Origin of the sequence: Pseudomonas sp. VA159-2, from assembly GCF_024126635.1 — a bacterium.
GTDB lineage: Bacteria > Pseudomonadota > Gammaproteobacteria > Pseudomonadales > Pseudomonadaceae > Aquipseudomonas > Aquipseudomonas muyukensis.
Window position 1 is genome coordinate 50,567 of the sequence record NZ_JAMYBV010000026.1, and the last position, 16,642, is coordinate 67,208.

Annotated in this window: 18 protein-coding genes; 9 read left to right on the forward strand and 9 right to left on the reverse strand. The window is 63.7% G+C overall.

All coding sequences use genetic code 11. From position 1 onward, the window contains the following. The 5 genes from NJG22_RS20525 (at position 1) to NJG22_RS20545 (ending at position 4,697) form a co-directional block, all read left to right on the forward strand. Complete coding sequence (locus NJG22_RS20525) at positions 1-1,074, forward strand: microcin C ABC transporter permease YejB (protein ID WP_038706480.1); 1,074 nt, start codon at positions 1-3, stop codon at positions 1,072-1,074. A 1-nt stretch (position 1,075) separates the two neighbouring features. Beyond that, on the forward strand, positions 1,076-2,095 hold the full coding sequence (locus NJG22_RS20530; protein ID WP_253097313.1) for an ABC transporter permease: 1,020 nt from the start codon (positions 1,076-1,078) through the stop codon (positions 2,093-2,095). 1 nt (position 2,096) lies between these two features. Then, on the forward strand, positions 2,097-3,701 hold the full coding sequence (locus NJG22_RS20535; protein WP_253097315.1) for an ABC transporter ATP-binding protein: 1,605 nt from the start codon (positions 2,097-2,099) through the stop codon (positions 3,699-3,701). Between the two features lie 13 nt (positions 3,702-3,714). After that, complete coding sequence (locus NJG22_RS20540) at positions 3,715-3,921, forward strand: hypothetical protein (protein ID WP_253097350.1); 207 nt, start codon at positions 3,715-3,717, stop codon at positions 3,919-3,921. 302 nt (positions 3,922-4,223) lie between these two features. Then, on the forward strand, positions 4,224-4,697 hold the full coding sequence (locus tag NJG22_RS20545; RefSeq protein ID WP_253097318.1) for a GNAT family N-acetyltransferase: 474 nt from the start codon (positions 4,224-4,226) through the stop codon (positions 4,695-4,697). A 70-nt stretch (positions 4,698-4,767) separates the two neighbouring features. On the opposite strand, the gene NJG22_RS20550 is transcribed toward NJG22_RS20545, so the two are convergent. Together NJG22_RS20550 and NJG22_RS20555 are read right to left on the reverse strand one after the other, a co-directional pair. Beyond that, positions 4,768-5,640, reverse strand: coding sequence for a contractile injection system protein, VgrG/Pvc8 family (locus NJG22_RS20550; RefSeq protein WP_253097320.1), 873 nt, complete (start codon positions 5,638-5,640; stop codon positions 4,768-4,770). Between the two features lie 172 nt (positions 5,641-5,812). Continuing rightward, positions 5,813-6,916, reverse strand: coding sequence for a polyamine ABC transporter substrate-binding protein (locus tag NJG22_RS20555; RefSeq protein WP_253097323.1), 1,104 nt, complete (start codon positions 6,914-6,916; stop codon positions 5,813-5,815). A 138-nt stretch (positions 6,917-7,054) separates the two neighbouring features. Between NJG22_RS20555 and NJG22_RS20560 the strand changes: the two genes are divergently transcribed. Beyond that, on the forward strand, positions 7,055-7,846 hold the full coding sequence (locus tag NJG22_RS20560; RefSeq protein WP_253097324.1) for a helix-turn-helix transcriptional regulator: 792 nt from the start codon (positions 7,055-7,057) through the stop codon (positions 7,844-7,846). A 2-nt stretch (positions 7,847-7,848) separates the two neighbouring features. Here the strand turns inward: NJG22_RS20560 and NJG22_RS20565 are convergent, their stop codons facing one another. The 3 genes from NJG22_RS20565 to NJG22_RS20575 are packed head-to-tail and all read right to left on the reverse strand — an operon-like array spanning position 7,849 to position 9,671. Then, positions 7,849-9,012 (reverse strand): AAA family ATPase, encoded by a 1,164-nt coding sequence (locus tag NJG22_RS20565; protein ID WP_253097327.1) that lies wholly within the window; start codon positions 9,010-9,012, stop codon positions 7,849-7,851. 60 nt (positions 9,013-9,072) lie between these two features. Then, a complete protein-coding gene (locus tag NJG22_RS20570; RefSeq protein ID WP_253097329.1) occupies positions 9,073-9,501 on the reverse strand; it encodes an MAPEG family protein in 429 nt (142 codons plus the stop codon). After that, entirely contained in the window at positions 9,498-9,671 is a 174-nt protein-coding gene (locus tag NJG22_RS20575) for a hypothetical protein (RefSeq protein ID WP_253097331.1), read from the reverse strand. Before NJG22_RS20575 ends, NJG22_RS20570 begins: the two co-directional genes overlap by 4 nt. A 260-nt stretch (positions 9,672-9,931) precedes the next feature. Between NJG22_RS20575 and NJG22_RS20580 the strand changes: the two genes are divergently transcribed. The 3 genes from NJG22_RS20580 to NJG22_RS20590 all read left to right on the forward strand — a co-directional run bounded on the left by NJG22_RS20580 (position 9,932) and on the right by NJG22_RS20590 (position 12,022). Then, complete coding sequence (locus tag NJG22_RS20580) at positions 9,932-10,372, forward strand: hypothetical protein (protein WP_253097334.1); 441 nt, start codon at positions 9,932-9,934, stop codon at positions 10,370-10,372. 72 nt (positions 10,373-10,444) lie between these two features. Further along, a complete protein-coding gene (locus NJG22_RS20585; RefSeq protein ID WP_253097336.1) occupies positions 10,445-11,278 on the forward strand; it encodes a helix-turn-helix domain-containing protein in 834 nt (277 codons plus the stop codon). Between the two features lie 162 nt (positions 11,279-11,440). Continuing rightward, positions 11,441-12,022: a hypothetical protein gene (locus NJG22_RS20590; RefSeq protein WP_253097338.1), complete on the forward strand. Its 582-nt coding sequence runs from the start codon at positions 11,441-11,443 to the stop codon at positions 12,020-12,022. 161 nt (positions 12,023-12,183) lie between these two features. Here the strand turns inward: NJG22_RS20590 and NJG22_RS20595 are convergent, their stop codons facing one another. The 4 genes from NJG22_RS20595 to NJG22_RS20610 form a co-directional block, all read right to left on the reverse strand. Next, on the reverse strand, positions 12,184-14,595 hold the full coding sequence (locus NJG22_RS20595; protein WP_253097340.1) for a TonB-dependent receptor: 2,412 nt from the start codon (positions 14,593-14,595) through the stop codon (positions 12,184-12,186). A 174-nt stretch (positions 14,596-14,769) separates the two neighbouring features. Continuing rightward, a complete protein-coding gene (locus NJG22_RS20600; protein WP_253097342.1) occupies positions 14,770-15,690 on the reverse strand; it encodes a FecR domain-containing protein in 921 nt (306 codons plus the stop codon). Further along, the gene (locus NJG22_RS20605; protein ID WP_253097344.1) at positions 15,687-16,202 is read right to left on the reverse strand and encodes a sigma-70 family RNA polymerase sigma factor; all 516 of its coding nucleotides are present in this window, start codon (positions 16,200-16,202) and stop codon (positions 15,687-15,689) included. The genes NJG22_RS20600 and NJG22_RS20605 overlap by 4 nt, the downstream gene beginning before the upstream one ends. A 213-nt stretch (positions 16,203-16,415) precedes the next feature. Then, positions 16,416-16,642, reverse strand: a 227-nt coding sequence (locus tag NJG22_RS20610) for a hypothetical protein (protein ID WP_253097346.1), incomplete at its 5' end; no start/stop codon positions are given.

Consider the following 16,642-nt stretch of genomic DNA (forward strand, 5'->3'; position numbering starts at 1 on the left):
ATGCTGGCCTATATCCTGCGGCGCCTGCTGCTGATCATCCCCACCCTGTTCGGCATCCTGATCATCAACTTCATCATCGTCCAGGCCGCCCCAGGCGGCCCGGTGGAGCAGATGATCGCCAAGCTCGAAGGCTTCGACGGCGCCACCAGCCGCATCGCCGGCGGCGGCGCCGAGGTGTCGGTGGCCGGCTCCAACTACCGTGGCGCGCAAGGGCTGGACCCGGCGCTGATCGCCGAGATCGAGCGCATGTACGGCTTCGACAAGTCGGCGCCCGAGCGGTTGTGGATCATGGTCAAGAACTACGCCCAGCTGGACTTTGGCAACAGCTTCTTCCGCGACGCCAAGGTCATCGACCTGATCGCCGAGAAGATGCCCGTGTCCATCTCGCTGGGGCTGTGGAGCACGCTGATCATGTACCTGGTGTCGATCCCCCTGGGGATCGCCAAGGCCGTGCGCCATGGTAGCCATTTCGACGTGTGGACCAGCTCGGCGATCATCGTCGGCTACGCCATCCCCGCGTTCCTGTTCGCCATCCTGCTGATCGTGCTGTTCGCCGGCGGCAGCTACTTCGACTGGTTCCCGCTGCGCGGGTTGACCTCCAACAACTTCGACGAACTCAGCACCACCGGCAAGGTGCTCGACTACTTCTGGCACCTGGTGCTGCCGATCACTGCGCTGGTGATTGGCAACTTCGCCACCATGACCCTGCTGACCAAGAACAGCTTCCTCGACGAGATCAACAAGCAGTACGTAGTCACCGCCAAGGCCAAGGGCCTGAGCCGCACCCGCGTGCTCTATGGCCACGTGTTCCGCAACGCCATGCTGCTGGTGATCGCCGGCTTCCCCTCGGCGTTCATTGGCATCTTCTTCACAGGCTCCCTACTGATCGAGGTGATCTTCAGCCTCGACGGCCTGGGCCTGATGAGTTTCGAAGCGGCGATCAACCGCGACTACCCGGTGGTGTTCGGCACCTTGTTCATCTTCACCCTGCTGGGGTTGGTGGTGAAGCTGATCGGCGACCTCACCTACACCCTGGTCGATCCGCGCATCGACTTCGCCAGCCGGGAGCACTGACATGGCCCTGTCCCCTCTCAATCGCCGGCGCTTCGAGCGCTTCAAGGCCAACCGCCGCGGCTGGTGGTCGCTGTGGATCTTCCTGGTGCTGTTCGTGCTCAGCCTGGGCGCCGAGTTCATCGCCAACGACAAGCCGATTGCCGTGCGCTATGACGGCCAGTGGTACTTCCCTGCGTTCAAGCGCTACCCGGAGACAACGTTTGGCGGCGAGTTCCCGCTGGAGGCCAACTACAAGAGCCCGTACATCCGCGAGTTGCTGGAGAAGAAAGACGCCTTCGTGCTGTGGGCGCCGATCCCCTACAGCTACCAGAGCATCAACTACGACCTGAAGGTGCCCGCCCCCGCGCCGCCCTCCACCGACAACCTGCTGGGCACCGACGACCAGGGCCGCGACGTGCTGGCCCGGGTGATCTATGGCTTCCGCATCTCGGTGCTGTTCGCCCTGACGCTGACCATCGCCAGCTCGATCATCGGCGTGATCGCCGGCGCCCTGCAGGGCTTCTATGGCGGCTGGGTGGACCTGGCCGGGCAGCGTTTTTTGGAGATCTGGTCCGGCCTGCCTGTACTGTACCTGCTGATCATCCTCGCCAGCTTCGTGCAGCCCAACTTCTGGTGGTTGCTGGGCATCATGCTGCTGTTCTCGTGGATGAGCCTGGTGGACGTGGTGCGCGCCGAGTTCCTCCGTGGGCGCAACCTGGAGTACGTGCGCGCCGCCCGCGCGCTGGGCATGCGCAATGGCCCGATCATGTTCCGCCACATCCTGCCCAACGCCATGATCTCGACCATGACCTTCATGCCGTTCATCCTCACCGGCGCCATCGGCACCCTCACCGCCCTGGACTTCCTCGGCTTCGGCCTGCCCGCCGGCTCGCCGTCGCTGGGCGAGCTGGTGGCCCAGGGCAAGTCCAACCTGCAAGCCCCGTGGCTGGGCATCAGCGCCTTCGCCGTGCTGGCGGTGATGCTGAGCCTGCTGGTATTCATCGGCGAGTCCGCCCGCGACGCCTTCGACCCGAGGAAATGACATGAGCCAAGACACCCTGATCGAAGTCCGCGACCTGGCGGTGGAGTTCGTCACTGGCGAGCAGGTCAACCGCGTGGTCGACGGCATCAGTTTCGACATCCGCAAGGGCGAGACCCTGGCCCTGGTGGGCGAAAGCGGCTCGGGCAAGTCGGTGACCGCCCACTCGATCTTGCGCCTGCTGCCCTACCCGCTGGCGCGGCATCCCAGCGGCAGCATCCAGTACGGCGGCAAGGACCTGCTGCACCTGGGCGAGAAACCCATGCAGCGGATTCGCGGCAACCGCATCGCGATGATCTTCCAGGAGCCGATGACCTCGCTGAACCCGCTGCACAGCATCGAGAAGCAGATCAACGAGATCCTCTTGCTGCACAAGGGCCTCACCGGCAAGGCCGCCACGGCGCGCACCCTGGAGCTGCTGGAGCTGGTCGGCATACCCGAACCGCACAAGCGCCTGAAAGCCCTGCCCCACGAGCTGTCCGGTGGCCAGCGCCAGCGGGTGATGATCGCCATGGCCCTGGCCAACGAGCCCGAACTGCTGATCGCCGACGAACCCACCACGGCGCTCGACGTGACCGTGCAGCTGAAGATCCTCGACCTGCTCAAGTCGTTGCAGGCGCGCCTCGGCATGGCCCTGCTGCTGATCAGCCACGACCTCAACCTGGTACGTCGCATCGCCCACCGCGTGTGCGTGATGCAGTGCGGCAAGATCGTCGAGCAGGCCGATTGCGCCACCTTGTTCAGCAAGCCACAGCATCCGTATACGCAGATGCTGATCAATGCCGAGCCCAGCGGGGCACCGGCTGCGAACGCCGAAGGGGCGCCGTTGCTGGAGGTGAAGGACCTGAAGGTGTGGTTCCCGATCAAGAAGGGGCTGCTGCGCCGCACCGTCGACCATGTGAAGGCGGTGGACGGGGTGAACTTCAGCCTGCCCCAGGGGCAGACGCTGGGCATCGTTGGCGAGAGTGGGTCGGGCAAGTCCACCTTGGGGCTGGCCATCTTGCGACTGATTTCCAGCCAGGGTGGCATTCGCTTCCATGGGCAGGATCTTGAAGGGCTGAACCAGAAGGCCGTGCGGCCACTGCGGCGGGAGATGCAGGTGGTGTTTCAGGACCCCTTTGGCAGCCTGAGCCCGCGCATGTGCGTGGCGGATATCGTTGGCGAGGGGTTACGGATTCACAAGATCGGCACGCCGGCCGAGCAGGAAGCGGCGATTATCGCGGCGCTGGAGGAAGTGGGGCTGGATCCGCGGACGCGGCATCGGTATCCCCATGAGTTTTCCGGCGGGCAGCGGCAGCGGATTGCGATTGCTCGGGCGTTGGTGTTGAAGCCTGCGCTGATTCTGCTGGATGAGCCGACCTCGGCGCTGGATCGGACGGTGCAGCGGCAGGTGGTTGAGCTTTTGCGGAGTTTGCAGGTTAAGTACAACCTCACCTATCTGTTCATCAGCCATGACCTGGCAGTGGTCAAGGCGTTGAGTCATCAGTTGATGGTGATCAAGCATGGGCAGGTGGTGGAACAGGGGGATGCGGGGGCTATTTTTCATGAGCCGAAGCATGGGTATACGAGGCAGTTGTTGGAGGCGGCGTTTTTAGGGGTTGAGCAGTGAGATCGCCGAAGCACTGCTTGCACGCCGCGAAAGGCGTGCATCGCCTGTGAGATCGAGCGCCGCCCGAGCGGCGCATCAGGCTGTTCTGCTGCATCCCAAGTCGCCCGTGTCGATTCGGGTCCTGGCCGCGATGCATGAAATGGAGGCCCTGCGGGTGCTGCTCGAATCGGCGTTGATCCAGGTGCAGATGCCGCAGGTGGCGCCTCGGACGTTGCATTAAGCCGGTATGTCGTGAGTTGCCTGGACGGGCCCTGTTCGCCGGCAAGGCCGGCTCCTACATGGGCGCGATTCGCCCGGAGGAGCCGGCTTGCCGGCGAATAGGCCAGGCCAGGCGCCGATCATTTCAGGAAGAGTAAACGCGGGCCCGGTGTAGGAGCGGCCTTGTGTCGCGAAAGGGCTGCGAAGCAGCCCCAGCACTCTTCGCAACACACCAGAAACCAGGGGCCGCCTTGCGGCCCTTTCGCGACACAAGGCCGCTCCCACAAGGGTTATGTGGTAGCGCTATCAATTCGGGATACGTCCATGGAATGTCATGTCCGCCGCGCCAAGCGCGAAGACGCAGAAGCCATCAGCCGCCTCGTGATCGCGGCGCTGCGCGAATCCAACTCGCAGGATTACCCGGCAGAGGTGATCGCCCGGGTAGAACAGAGCTTCGCACCTGCGGCGGTCAGTGCATTGCTCGATAGCCGAGTGGTTTTCGTGGCGGTCAAGCAGAACGATCTGCTGGGGACGGCAAGCCTGGATGGCGACGTTGTCAGGACAGTGTTTGTCGCGCCCACCCACCATGGGACAGGTATTGGCAGACTACTGATGGAAACCATCCATACAGCGGCGATCAGGGCGGGGATCACTGCGTTGCGCGTACCTTCGTCCATTACTGCCGAAGGGTTCTACGTACGCTTGGGTTATCAGAAGCTGCGTGACGAATTCCATGGTGGGGAGCGCACCATCATCATGGAAAAATCCGGCCTATCCCAGCAGGGCGCCCCCACTTAGCAAGCACCCAACCCGTGGCGCCCTGCCGCCCAAAATCGCCCGCTTCGAGGCTGATCATCGCCCCAGACCGTCAACCACAACACAAGCATCCCGTCACCAACGGCTGATCCGGATCGTTATCGACAAAAGTAACCACCACCCCCATGCCCACCTGCAACTGCGGGGTTGCGCACTGCCAATCGGTCGCCACCGGCAGCCAGCACCTGCTCTTGTCATCGAACCAGCCATCAGGGTCCCAGGGCAACTGCACCTTGACCCTTGCCAGCCTCCCCTCCCTGCCGGCCCCCTCGTCCTCCACCGCCAGCACCACGGCCGTCTGATCATCCAGCACCTGAGGCTTGTTGTGCACCACTGGTGGGCGGTAAAGCACGCCCCACGGCAGTACCGCCTGGCCATCGGCCAACACCAGCACATGGCCCTGGGCACTGTGCTGGAAGTAAAAGCGAATACCCGCTTCCTCGCACAAACGCTGCATGAAATGCAGATCGGTCTCGTCATACTGGGTGCAGTAGTCCAGCTCGGGGTAGCACGCGCCGAGCTCGAAGCGATAAGCATCACCGACGATACCGTGCTCCTCCAGGATCAAGGCGACGATCTTCGGCACCGACAGCCGTTGATAGATCCTGCGGTTGATACGGTGGCGCAAATAGGACAAGTGCGGCACGAGGGCCAAGTGGTAGCGTGTCGAACGCGCCCCCCGAGCACGTTGCGCAATGTGATAGATCCGTCCATGGATGCCCTTGCCACGCGGGTCAAAGCTGAAATACGCCGCGCGGTCGACAAAGCGTTGCAGATCCGCCTCTGGCCACTCGCTGGCCAGCTCCAGGTTGAAGAAGTACGGCCTGTTGGCCATCTCTTCCCCGGTGTAGCCAAGCACCTGGAAAGCATGCGTCACACCGTCGATGGTCAAACTCAAGTGGGTCTTATGGGCTGGGCTGAACATCCGCTGTTCTCCTCCTGCATAAGATGGGTGAAGCACGCGAAACCAGCACCCCGCCGCGCAGGACAGCCGGGCGCCGAGGGGCGATGCTTCACGGGATGCTTGAATCAACAGGCCGCGCACGCGCTGCCCGGGCCATACCGGCCTCGAGCAGCTGCTAGCACCTGGGCTCAGCTCAAACGCCGCTCTTGACCTTGGTCCAGACCCGGGTACGGATCCGCTCCAGCTTCAACGGCAGCGGCTCGAGCGGAATCAGCGTGGCGACCGTCTTCTTGTCGGGATAGATCCACGGGTTGTCCCGCAGCGCCTGTTCGACGAACTGGGTGGCATCCTTGTTGGCGTTGGGGTACAGCGTGTGGTTGGAGGTCTTGGCGATCACTTCCGGGCGCATCATGTAGTTGATGAACGCCATGCCTTCCTTGGGATGCGGCGCATCCTTGAGCAGCACCAGGTTTTCCGACCACACCAGCGCGCCTTCGCGCGGCAGGCTGTAGCTGATCCTGCGCCCGGTGTTGTTCTTGTCGTTGAGCGCCTGCGCGGCCAGGGCGCCGTTGGCCCAGCCCACCACCGCGCAGATATTGCCGTCGGCCATGTCGGCGTCGATGCGCGATGAGTCGAAATACAGCACGTAGGGGCGAATTTTCAGCAGCAGGTCCTGGGCCTTCTGGTAATCCGCCGGGTTAGTGCTGTTGCTGGGCAGGCCGAGGTAGTTCAGGGCAATCGAGATGATCTCGCTGGGCGAGTCGAGCATGGCCACGCCGCACGACTTCAGCTTGCTGATGTTCTCTTCCTTGAAGATCAGGTCCCAGCTGTCCACCGGCGCCTGGTCGCCCAGGGCCGCCTTGACCTTGTCGACGTCGTAGCCGATGCCGGTGGTGCCCCACAGGTAAGGCACCGCGTAGCGGTTGCCGGGGTCGTTGACCGCCAGCTGGGCAAGGATGGCGGGGTCCATATGCGCGAGGTTGCCCAGTTGCTCGCGGTCCAGCGGTTGCAGCACGCCGGCCTGGATCAGGCTGGGCAGCACATTGGAAGTGGCCACCACCACGTCATAGCCGGTGCGCCCGGCCATCACCTTGCTCTGCATGATGTCGGCACTGTCGAAGGCATCCATGTGCACGCGGGTGCCGGTTTCCTGCTCGAAGGCCTTGGGGGTCTCCGGCGCGAGCAGCCCGAACCAGTTGTACAGGTGCATCCCCGGCTGTGCCGCGGCGGCCGTGGTGCTGATGGCCGTACCGAGCAGCGAAGCGGCAAAAAGGGTTCGCAAACGTGATCTTCTCATGCAACATCCTTATCCAAACCATGTATCTTCTGGCCCTTCCTGAGCCCAGACAGCGACTATACCGGGCATGCCCGCAGAGTAAATACCCAAGAATACTTAGCCTTGACCTGCGATTCCCTAACCCAAAAGGGGTAGAAAATGCCGTTCGACCTACATGGACTGGCCTGGCACCGATCGATCGGCAAACTCATCCTGCAACTGGACCGCCCCGCATTCTGGAGTTCGCTGGTGCGGGTGTTGAACGAGTACGTGCAGATCGACAACTGGGTGGTGCTGATCTTCAGCCACCAGCAAGTGGAGGTGGTGAGCTTTCCCGAAGTGGCGGATGCGCACGAGGTCGACGCGCTGATTCATCGCTATCTGAAGGGGCTGTACCTGCTCGACCCGTTCTACATCGCCAACCGCGAGCACCCGCAGAGCGGCTTTTTCCACCTGCTGGATATCGCCCCTGAATACTTTCTCGACACCGAGTACTACCACCAGTACTTCGCCCAATATATTTCCACCGACGAAGCGCAGTACAACGTCCAGCTCGACGCCGACAGAACGTTGTGCATTTCCATTGGCAGCAAGACGCGCTTCAGCCAGGAACAGATCACCGTGCTCGACCTGATCAAGCCCTGGGTGACCGCGCTCATGCGCCAGCGCATGAACTTTGAAGTCGATGGCGAGAAGAACCTCGGTGAACCGCCGCCCTGGCAAGCAACGCTCGCCCAGCTCGGCACCCAGATCACCACCCGCGAAAGCGATGTGCTGCGCTTGTTGCTCAGTGGCTTTTCCAACAAGGAAATTGCCGGCAAGCTGTCGCTGTCGACGGAAACCATCAAGGTCCACCGGCGCAACCTCTACGCGAAGTTGAACATCAAGTCGCAATCGGAGCTGTTTGCCCGCTTCTTCATGGCCAGGCAGGACACCCTCCCGGCCAGTTGACCTCAGCGCTTGCCCAACAGGGCCTGGCGCTCGCGCCAGATCTCCTGCACGAACGGATCGGTGACGCCGTACAGGCCATGACCGCGGCGGATGATGAGGTTGGCCGCCAACAAGTCATTGGCCACCGGCTGCACCTCCTCCACGCGCACCTCGCGCCCGACGAACTTAGAATACTCCCCCGCCGCCTCGCTGGAGAACACCCCGCGGGTCTCGCCATCTACCGAGGCGATGCGGGCGAAGATGGCCTGGGCCAGCACCCCCAGTTCCTCGACCTTCATCAGCTCCAGGTCCGCCGCCGCCGAACGCAGGGTGGCCGCGATCACCGGCAGCACCAGGTCCGCGCCGGAGCTCAGGCTTGGCGAATGGACCAACTGGCGCAGGGCACGGATGAATTCCTCGGGCCGGCTGCCCAGGGTAGCGAACGCCTCGCTGGCCACCGCCAGCGATGGCAGGTTATCCAGGCCGTCGGCCGCAAGGCGTTCGAGCCAGAACGCGACATAGTCCTCGCCCAGCACCGGGTAGGCCACGTTGGTCGCGCCGGCGAACGCCTGGTTACGCCGGGCAGTCAGTTCGTTGACCATCGCCCGGTGCGAGCCGGTGCCGATGAACAGGAAATGGCCTGCCGTGGCTGGCCGTGGGTTGATGGCGTCGCGCGCGGCCTTGAGCGCCAGCATCATCTGCTGGCCGTCCTCGGTGGTGATGGCGTGCTGCACTTCGTCGACGATCAGCACCACATTGGCCTTGGCCTGGTCCACCACTTCGCCCAGGGCCTGGGCCAGCGTCACGCCGCCCGCCTCGCCCAGGGTGTCGAGGTTGAAGCCGAACTTGAAGCCGGCCAGCTCCAGCTCGGCACCGCGCAGGGCCCTTAGCCGCTGCATGAACGACGAGGCAGGGGTCTGCAGTTCGTGCAGGGCCTTGCGCACCGCGGCCAGCACCAGCTTCACCGGGCTGGTCTGGGTATCGCTCCACAGGTCGACGTAGATTACCAGCGCGCCCTTGGCCTCCAGCGCGGGGATCAGGTCGTTCTTGAGAAAGGTGGTTTTGCCCGTGCGCCGCAAGCCAGACAGGAACAACCCGGAGCGCAGGCCGATATCCAACGCGGATGGCTCGAGCAGCTGTCGAGCCATGTCGGCGGCCAGTTCAGGGCGCAGGAAGATGTCGGCCATTGGATTACCCTAAATTATTCACTGCCAATAATTATTGGCTTTGAATAATTCCCTGTAAAGTCACGGCTGCCACACCCGCACCGTGATCCAGCCCGCCAGCCCGAGCAAACACAGGACACCCACGCCATAACTCAGGGTACGCCACGGCTGCAGTTGCGCCAGGTAGGCCACTGTGTGCAGCACCCTGGCCAGGGTGAACAGCCCGCCCATCCCTGTCATCAATGCCGTAGGCGCCTCGAGCGCAACCGCAAGCCCACCTAACGCCATGAACAGCGGGATGTTCTCCAGATCGTTGCGCCATGCCTGCATGGCCCGGAGCACCTCTGGCCGCTCTTGTGGCTGCGCTGGACGCTTGAACACAGCCGCATCCTCCGGGTTGACGAACGCCAGATGACGCAGCCGGTAATAGCCCTGGTAGCAGGAAACCGCCAGCATCTTCAGGCACAGCACAACCACCAGGCCGGCATAGACCGCCAGGCCCGCGCTCATGCTGCGCACCTGGGCATACGGCCCTTGACCACGAGGTACAGGACGAAACCGAACGGCACCACTGCCGTGCGCCATACGCCGTTCGAATGCGTCGCCGCCAGTTGCTGCCCCGAAGGGTAACGGGTGGGACGCTGGTTGTTGCGTGCGGGGTCGTGCGGGCCATTGGTCATCGTGCGCTCCTGGGGGTATGTGTAGCACACGGTAGTGATAGCGCCTTCTGCGTGGCAATGACCTCACAGGTCATGGACGCTGCAGACAGGCCCGGTGTCCGCAGCCATGGCCCATAAAAGCGCGCCAGCGCCCTGGGCTAGGGGGCCCGGAGAACATACGCCCAACCCTGCCCTGCATGGACAGGGCGTGTTCATCGGCGATATCGTTGCCGCGCCACTTCCCCCTCATTGCCAATCGGAACGTATAGGGAGCAGAACGCATGTGGGTATTGGGCAAAGGACAAAAACCCTTCCTTGAGCTGTTACGAAACCTGTCCATACAGTTCATCCTCGCCAGTTTCATTGCCTTGCTGTCCTACAAAGCCGGACACGCCTTCGACACCCACAGAAGTGCCGATGGATGGGCGCTGATCTTTGTGCTGTTGGTATTGAGCGCGATCCTCGGGCTGGCCGTCATCGCCAACTTGAAGCCGTTCTTCACGGCCTTCATCCAGGATGAAGCCGCCGGTTTTCACGCGCACCAGGCAAGTTTGCCGGACCTGCCGCGCGGGGCACGGCTCAAAAGTTGCGCCCTGTTCCTCGCCAAGCATTGCAAACTCGCCCTTTTTGAATCTGTACTACTCGTGCTGGGGATATACCTTGCTTCGATCATCGGACTTTTTGTTGCCATCAACAGTGCCGCCAGCGCCTTTGGCCAATGATCCCCTTGCTGATCCAGGCATTCAGGCGCGCACGCCTGCAATGTTCCAACAAACGCTAGCCAGCCTCGACGCATGAGCACCCTGCCCTCTGCGCTCACCGCCAACGCTGGCGATCAGCTACGCCACTTCCGGCGCCAGGCCGGCCTCAGTCAGCTTGAGCTGGGGCTGCTGGCCGGGGTCTCGCAACGCCATTTGAGCTGCGTGGAAACCGGCCGCGCCAAGGCTAGCCCGAGCACCCTGCATGCACTGCTCAGCGCGCTGGATGTGCCGCTGGAGCATTGCAACAAGGTATTGCTCGCCGCCGGCTATGCACCGCGCTATGGCGCCAGCGCGCCAGACGCCCCGGCGCTGAAGATGGTGCATGACGCGCTCGACCACCTCCTGCTGGCCAACAACCCAGCGCCGGCCATCGTGATTGACCGCAACTGGGATATCACCGCCGCCAATGCCAGCGCCGGGCTGCTGTTCGCCATGGCTGGCGTGCCGACGCACGACGCGCAAGGCCTCAACCTGCTGGACACCCTGCTGTGTCCCGACGGGCTGGGCAAGCACCTGGTCAACGCGGCGCAGATACGCGCCATCGCCTGGCAACGAGCGACCCGGGAAGCTGTGGACAATCCACACCTGGCGCAGCGCCTGCAAAACCTGCAGGCCCCGCCCGCCTTGACCGCGGACGCGCTGCAATCACCCTTGGTACTGACCCGGATAGCGACTGACGCAGGCGAGTTGCGCTTCCTGTCCACGTTCACCACCTTCGGCATGCCGCAAGACGTTACCGTGGCCTCGCTGCGCATCGAGCACCTGATCCCGGCGGACAATGCAACCTGGCAGGCCATGACCACAGCCTACGACGCTTGGCAGCACAGCAATCGAAGCCAGCGTGCTGGCGCACCAGGCACGCGGTGAATGCCGCCGGCTACGGCCTGCAATACCTGTAGGAGCCAGCCGTGCTGGCGAACCAGGCGACGCGGTGGATGGCAGCGGGATTGCCCGGGCCTTCAATATGGTTTTGCCACACAGACTAAGTTAACGTGACGCCCCCTTTTGCAGACCACCCAAGGAGAGCCCGTGTCTGACACTTTCTACAACTCGCCGCAAACAGAGCGCACCTTCCCCACGCAAGAAGCCGAACATGCACCGTTCTATGTGGTCTCTCGCGGCAAGTTCCTCACCCTGTTCATCCTCACCTTCAGCCTTTACCAGCTGTACTGGGCCTACAAGAACTGGAAGCAGTTCAAGCTCAGTAGCGGTGAAGACCTGTGGCCGGTAGCCCGGGCGATCTTCGCCATTTTCTTCACCCACGCGCTGTACCGCGAGGCTGATGCCCGTCTCAAGCGCGATGGCCGCAGCATCCAATGGCCGCACCGCCGCCTGGCGACCCTGTTCGTGGTGATGCTGATCATCAGCAACATCATCGACAGCCTGGTGCGCAAGAATATCGGCTACCCGGTGCTGGATGCCGTCAGCCTGGCAATGCTGCCGGTCATGGGCTGGATCACCTGGCTTGGCCAGCAGGGCCTGAACGCCGCCGCAGGCGACCCGCAGGGCCATAGCAATGCCCGCTTCACGGCGCTCAACTATGTGTTCATCGTGCTGGGGGCCGCGCTGCTGGCGCTGGCATGCTTTGGCTTGACGCTACCGCCGCAGTGACTGGTGATCCGTTCGCGGCTGTTCTCGGAACAGCCCGCCCACGGTCCGAGCACAGCAGGCGCGGATAGATTTCCAGGAGCGGGCTTGCCTTGCGATACCGGCGCCGCCGGTGCCCTCCATCGCGCGGCAAGCGCGCCCCGACACGCCACCTGGTCGCGGCGCTAGAACGCGTAGACCAAGGTGGCCGTGGCGCTGCGCGGGGTGCCGTACCAGCCACGCGCGCCGATCGCGGTGTAGTACTTCTCGTCGAACAGGTTGTTGAGGTTCAACGACACGCTGGTTTGCGGCGTGAACGCGTACTGCGCCATCGCATCGACCACGCTGTAGGCGCCCTGGCTGAAGGTTTCGCCATGCGGCCCAGCGTTCTTCTTGTACTCCATGCCCTGCCAGCGCACCCCCCCGCCAATTTTCAGTTGCGGCAAGGATTGCAGGCGATAGCTGGTGAACAGCTTGAAGGTATCGCGCGGCACTTCGGTGAGCAGGCGCTTGCCATCGGCGTCTTCGGCCTGGGCGTAGGTGTAGCTGGCGGAAACCTGCCAATCGGGCAGGATCTGCCCGGCCATTTCCATCTCGAATCCGCGGGTGGTGGTACCGGACTCGGCGCGGTAGGCCTGGTTGCCGTCCGGTGCCAGCTTGTCACCATCAGCCACCGCGAAGTTGTCCTGCTGCACTTCGAAGACGCTCAGCCCGGTGGTCAGGCGCTTGTCCCAGAACTCGCCCTTGACGCCCAGCTCATAGTTCACCCCCTCCAGCGGCTCAAGATAGCCCCCCGTGGCATCCTGCTTGCTCTGCGGTTTGAAGATGGTGGTGTAGCTGGCGTAGGCCGACCAATGCTCATCGATGTCATAGACCAGCCCCAGGTATGGCGTGACCACCCCGCTCTCGCTACGCGAGGTGCGCGTGGTGGCGCCGCTGGCCAGGGTGGTATGGCTTTCGTCGCGCTTCCAGTCGATCAGCCGCGCGCCGGTGATCAGCGACAGGTCGTCGGTCAGGCTCCAGCGCACCGAGGCCACCAGGCCGTCCTGGGTCTCATCCAGGGCATCTTCGGTGGTCTTGTTGTAGATGGCATCCGGGATCGCCAGCGAACCGTCCCAGGTATGGATATTGTCGATAGCCTGGCTCGTCCACAGGTGGTAACCGGGGTTGCGGTAGTACGCCTGATAGTGGCTGGCCCCCAGGTACCCCTGGTGTTCCCGGGAAAACAACTCGAACGGACCGGCAGCCGACAGATCGAACGAGGTCTGCCGCGGGTCGCCCGCCCAGCGTCCACTCCAGGTCTTCAGGCCACTGCCGTCGGGGTTGACGGTACCGGCGGCGGCGGTGGCGAAGGTGTCGTCGTAGTGGCGGCGACTGTGTTCGGCGTTCAGCTTCAGCTGCCAGCCGTTGTCCAGCTGGTGCTCCAGGGTGGTGAACAGGGTTTTGCCGCGGCGCTTGTGGTAGCTCCAATCCGCCGCCGAGTTGAACGAGCGCGACGGCTTGAAGTGGCTGCCATCGGCATTGAACAGCGGGAAGCCATGGTTGCCGGCCCCGTCGTTGTCCATCTCGGAATACTCCGCGCCCACGGTCAGCATCGTGCTGTCGCTGAGGTCCCATTCAACCACGCCATAGGCCACCTGCTTTTCCAGCGACTGGCGATCGATGTGGCTCTTGTTGTCGGTGCTCGAGGCGACGAAACGCCCGCGCACATGGCCGCTCTGCGACAACTTGCCAGAGACATCCAGCTCGGTGCGATAGCTGTCCCAGGAGCCGGCCTTGAGGGTCAGCTTGCGCTGGGTATCGAAGGTCGGTTTCTTGCGGATCAGGTTGATGGTCGCGCCCGGGTCGCCGGTGCCCGACATCAGGCCCGTGGCCCCACGGACCACCTCGACCCGGTCATAGGACACCATGTCGGCCAGGTCGTCGCGAAAGCCAAAGGAGTCCGGACGATTGAGACCATCGACCTGGATGCTGCTGACCTCGAAACCGCGCACATAGATGTGGTTGGCATCGCTACCCGCCGGCCCGATACTGTCGACCACCACCCCCGGCGTCTGCTCCAGGACCTGGGTCACCTCCGTGAGGTTCTGGTCTTCGATCTGCTGACGGGTGACAACGCTGACCGACTGCGGCGTCTCGCGGGCAGAGAGGCGCAAGCCGGTGGCGGTATTGGCCGAGCCCGTGGTGTAGCTGCCAGTGCCTTCGCTGGTACTGCCCAGGCCTGTGGCATCGATGCTGGTCGCCCCCAGTTCGATGGCCTCGCCGCTTTGCGCCTTGTCCAGCACATAGCGCTTCTCCCCCACCTGCAGCACCCGCAAGCCACTGCCCTGCAGCAAGGTGGCGAAGCCTTGCTCGAGCTCGAAGCGGCCTTGCAACCCGGACGACTGCAACCCGCTGGTTTCGCTGTGGCTGAAGCTGATGGTGACGCCACTGGCGGCGGCGAACTGGCTGACCGCAGCAGCCAGGCTACCGGCCGGAATATCGTAGCGCTGCGGGGCGGCCCAGGCTGTGGTGGTCGCCAGCGCGGCACCGCAAAGGCTCAGCGCGAGGGTCGCCTGGCGAATGCAGCAGGCTAGCGAAGTACGGCGTGCGGACATGAAAAAGGGTTCCTGTACTGGGTAGGCTTGGGCACGGCTGATGCGCGCGCCCTGAAGAGCCGAACCAGTGCAGAAAATCTGCTACCCCAAATGCGAAAAATTCTCGGCAAGCTGAAACAGTGGCGGACGGGCTTTACCGCGGGAGCGGGCTGGCCCCGCGACGCGCTGGCGGCTTCAACCGGCCTCGACGGGCTGCAACTGCACCCAATAGCGGGTCAGGCGCCGCGCACGCACCGGCAGGGCATCTTCCAGGCTGGCCAGGGCGACATCGGTGTCGTCAAGGTTGAAAGCACCAGACAGCCGCAGCCCAGCCACCTCCCGCGCGCACCCCAGGTAACCGGGACGGTAGCGCGCCAGCGCCTCGACCACATCGCCCAGGCGCCAATCGACGCTGACCAGCATGCCCTGGGCCCAGGCCTGCGCACCCGGCGCCAAGGGCAGCAGCGGGCCCACCGCCTCGGCAGTGAAACGCAGGCCGTAGCCGCTATCGATGCGCACCACTTGCGTGGTGCCGCTGGGGTGCACCTGCACGGCATGGGCACTCACCGCGACATGGCTCACCCCGGCGTCCTGGCGCACGCTGAAGCGCGTGCCCAGGGCAAGGACGTCGCCTTCGCCGGTGCGTACGCTAAGGGGACGCGGATCCTTGGCGGTTTCTACCAGGATCTCGCCGCGGCGCAGGTGGATCAGGCGCTGGTTGGCGTCGTAGCGGATATCCACCCGGCTGTCGGTGTCGAGGTCCAGGCGCGTGCCATCGGCCAGGGTCAGTTGCCGGCGCTCGCCGATCCGCGTCGCGTAATCGGCACTCCAGGGCGAAACCCGGTAGCCCTGCCACCCCACCACCCCGACCCCAAGCAACAGGGCCAAGGCCTTCACCGCGTGGCGGCGATCGCGCCGGGCGCTCGCCAACGCATGCGCGGCGCCGCTGGGAGCATTGCCCAGCCGCCCCTGCAACTGCTCCAGCCGCGCCCAGGCCGCGGCATGCCGCGGGTCGGCGCCATGCCAGGCTTGCCATGCGGCGCGGGTGGCGGCATCGACGTGGCTGTCGTGCAAGCGCACGTACCAGTCCACGGCATCGCTGAGAATCGCCTTCATGCATCCTCGAACAGCAGGCAGTGCATCAGCCCGCGCGCCAGGTGCTTGCGCACGGTGCTCACCGACACGCCCAGACGCTCGGCGGCTTTCTCGTAGCTCAGGCCATCCAGCTGCACCGCCAGGAAGACCGCCCGGGTACGCGGGCCCAGGCCATCAAGCATGCGGTCGATGGCCATCAAGGTATCGAGAATGGCCGCGCGGGCTTCGGCGGAGGGCGCGTAGTGCTCCGGCTGCAGCGCCAGGGTGTCGAGGTAGGCGATTTCCAGGCTGCGCCGGCGGTAGAGGTCGATGACCAGGCCCCGGGCGATGGTGGCCAGGTAATGACGGGGTTGGTTGAGGGTAGCGGCCGTGCGGGCCAGCAGTACCCGGATAAAGGTGTCCTGGGCCAGGTCGGCGGCATCGGCAGCGTTGTTCAGGCGTTGCCGCAACCAGCCATGAAGCCAGCTGTTGTGCTCGCGGTAGAGCGCTTCCAAGCCTTTGTGCGCAGCGCCGTCGGTAACAACGGTGGACATCGTGGCGCTTCCCCTCGAAAGATTTACAGATGCAAATAAGAACGTATCGCAAGTGTACGCAGGAACAACGACATTGGGAATGCCAAGATCCACGGCCGTGCGCCAAGGCTGGCAACCATGGCTCGTCAGGCATGGCCACGTTGCAACAGAGGTGAGCGGCCTTGTCGAGGCGTCGGCCCTTTCCCTGGTGCCTGTCTGGGTAGGGTGTTGGCGTTAAGCAAAAAAGGGATAGGCGTCATGGCTCAGGGTCGCCATATCCGGATCGCGGATCTCCAGGGTAGACGAGATGGTGCCGCTGGGATAAGTGGACGCCCCAGGAACCGAATTTAGAGTAGGGAAAATAAATCTGTCCCCTTTTTCCCGAGCCGAGAACGCTGAGCTGAAACTGGAGCGTGAAATCCTAAAAAAGGCGGCGGTATTCTTTGCCAAAGAGTCCAGGT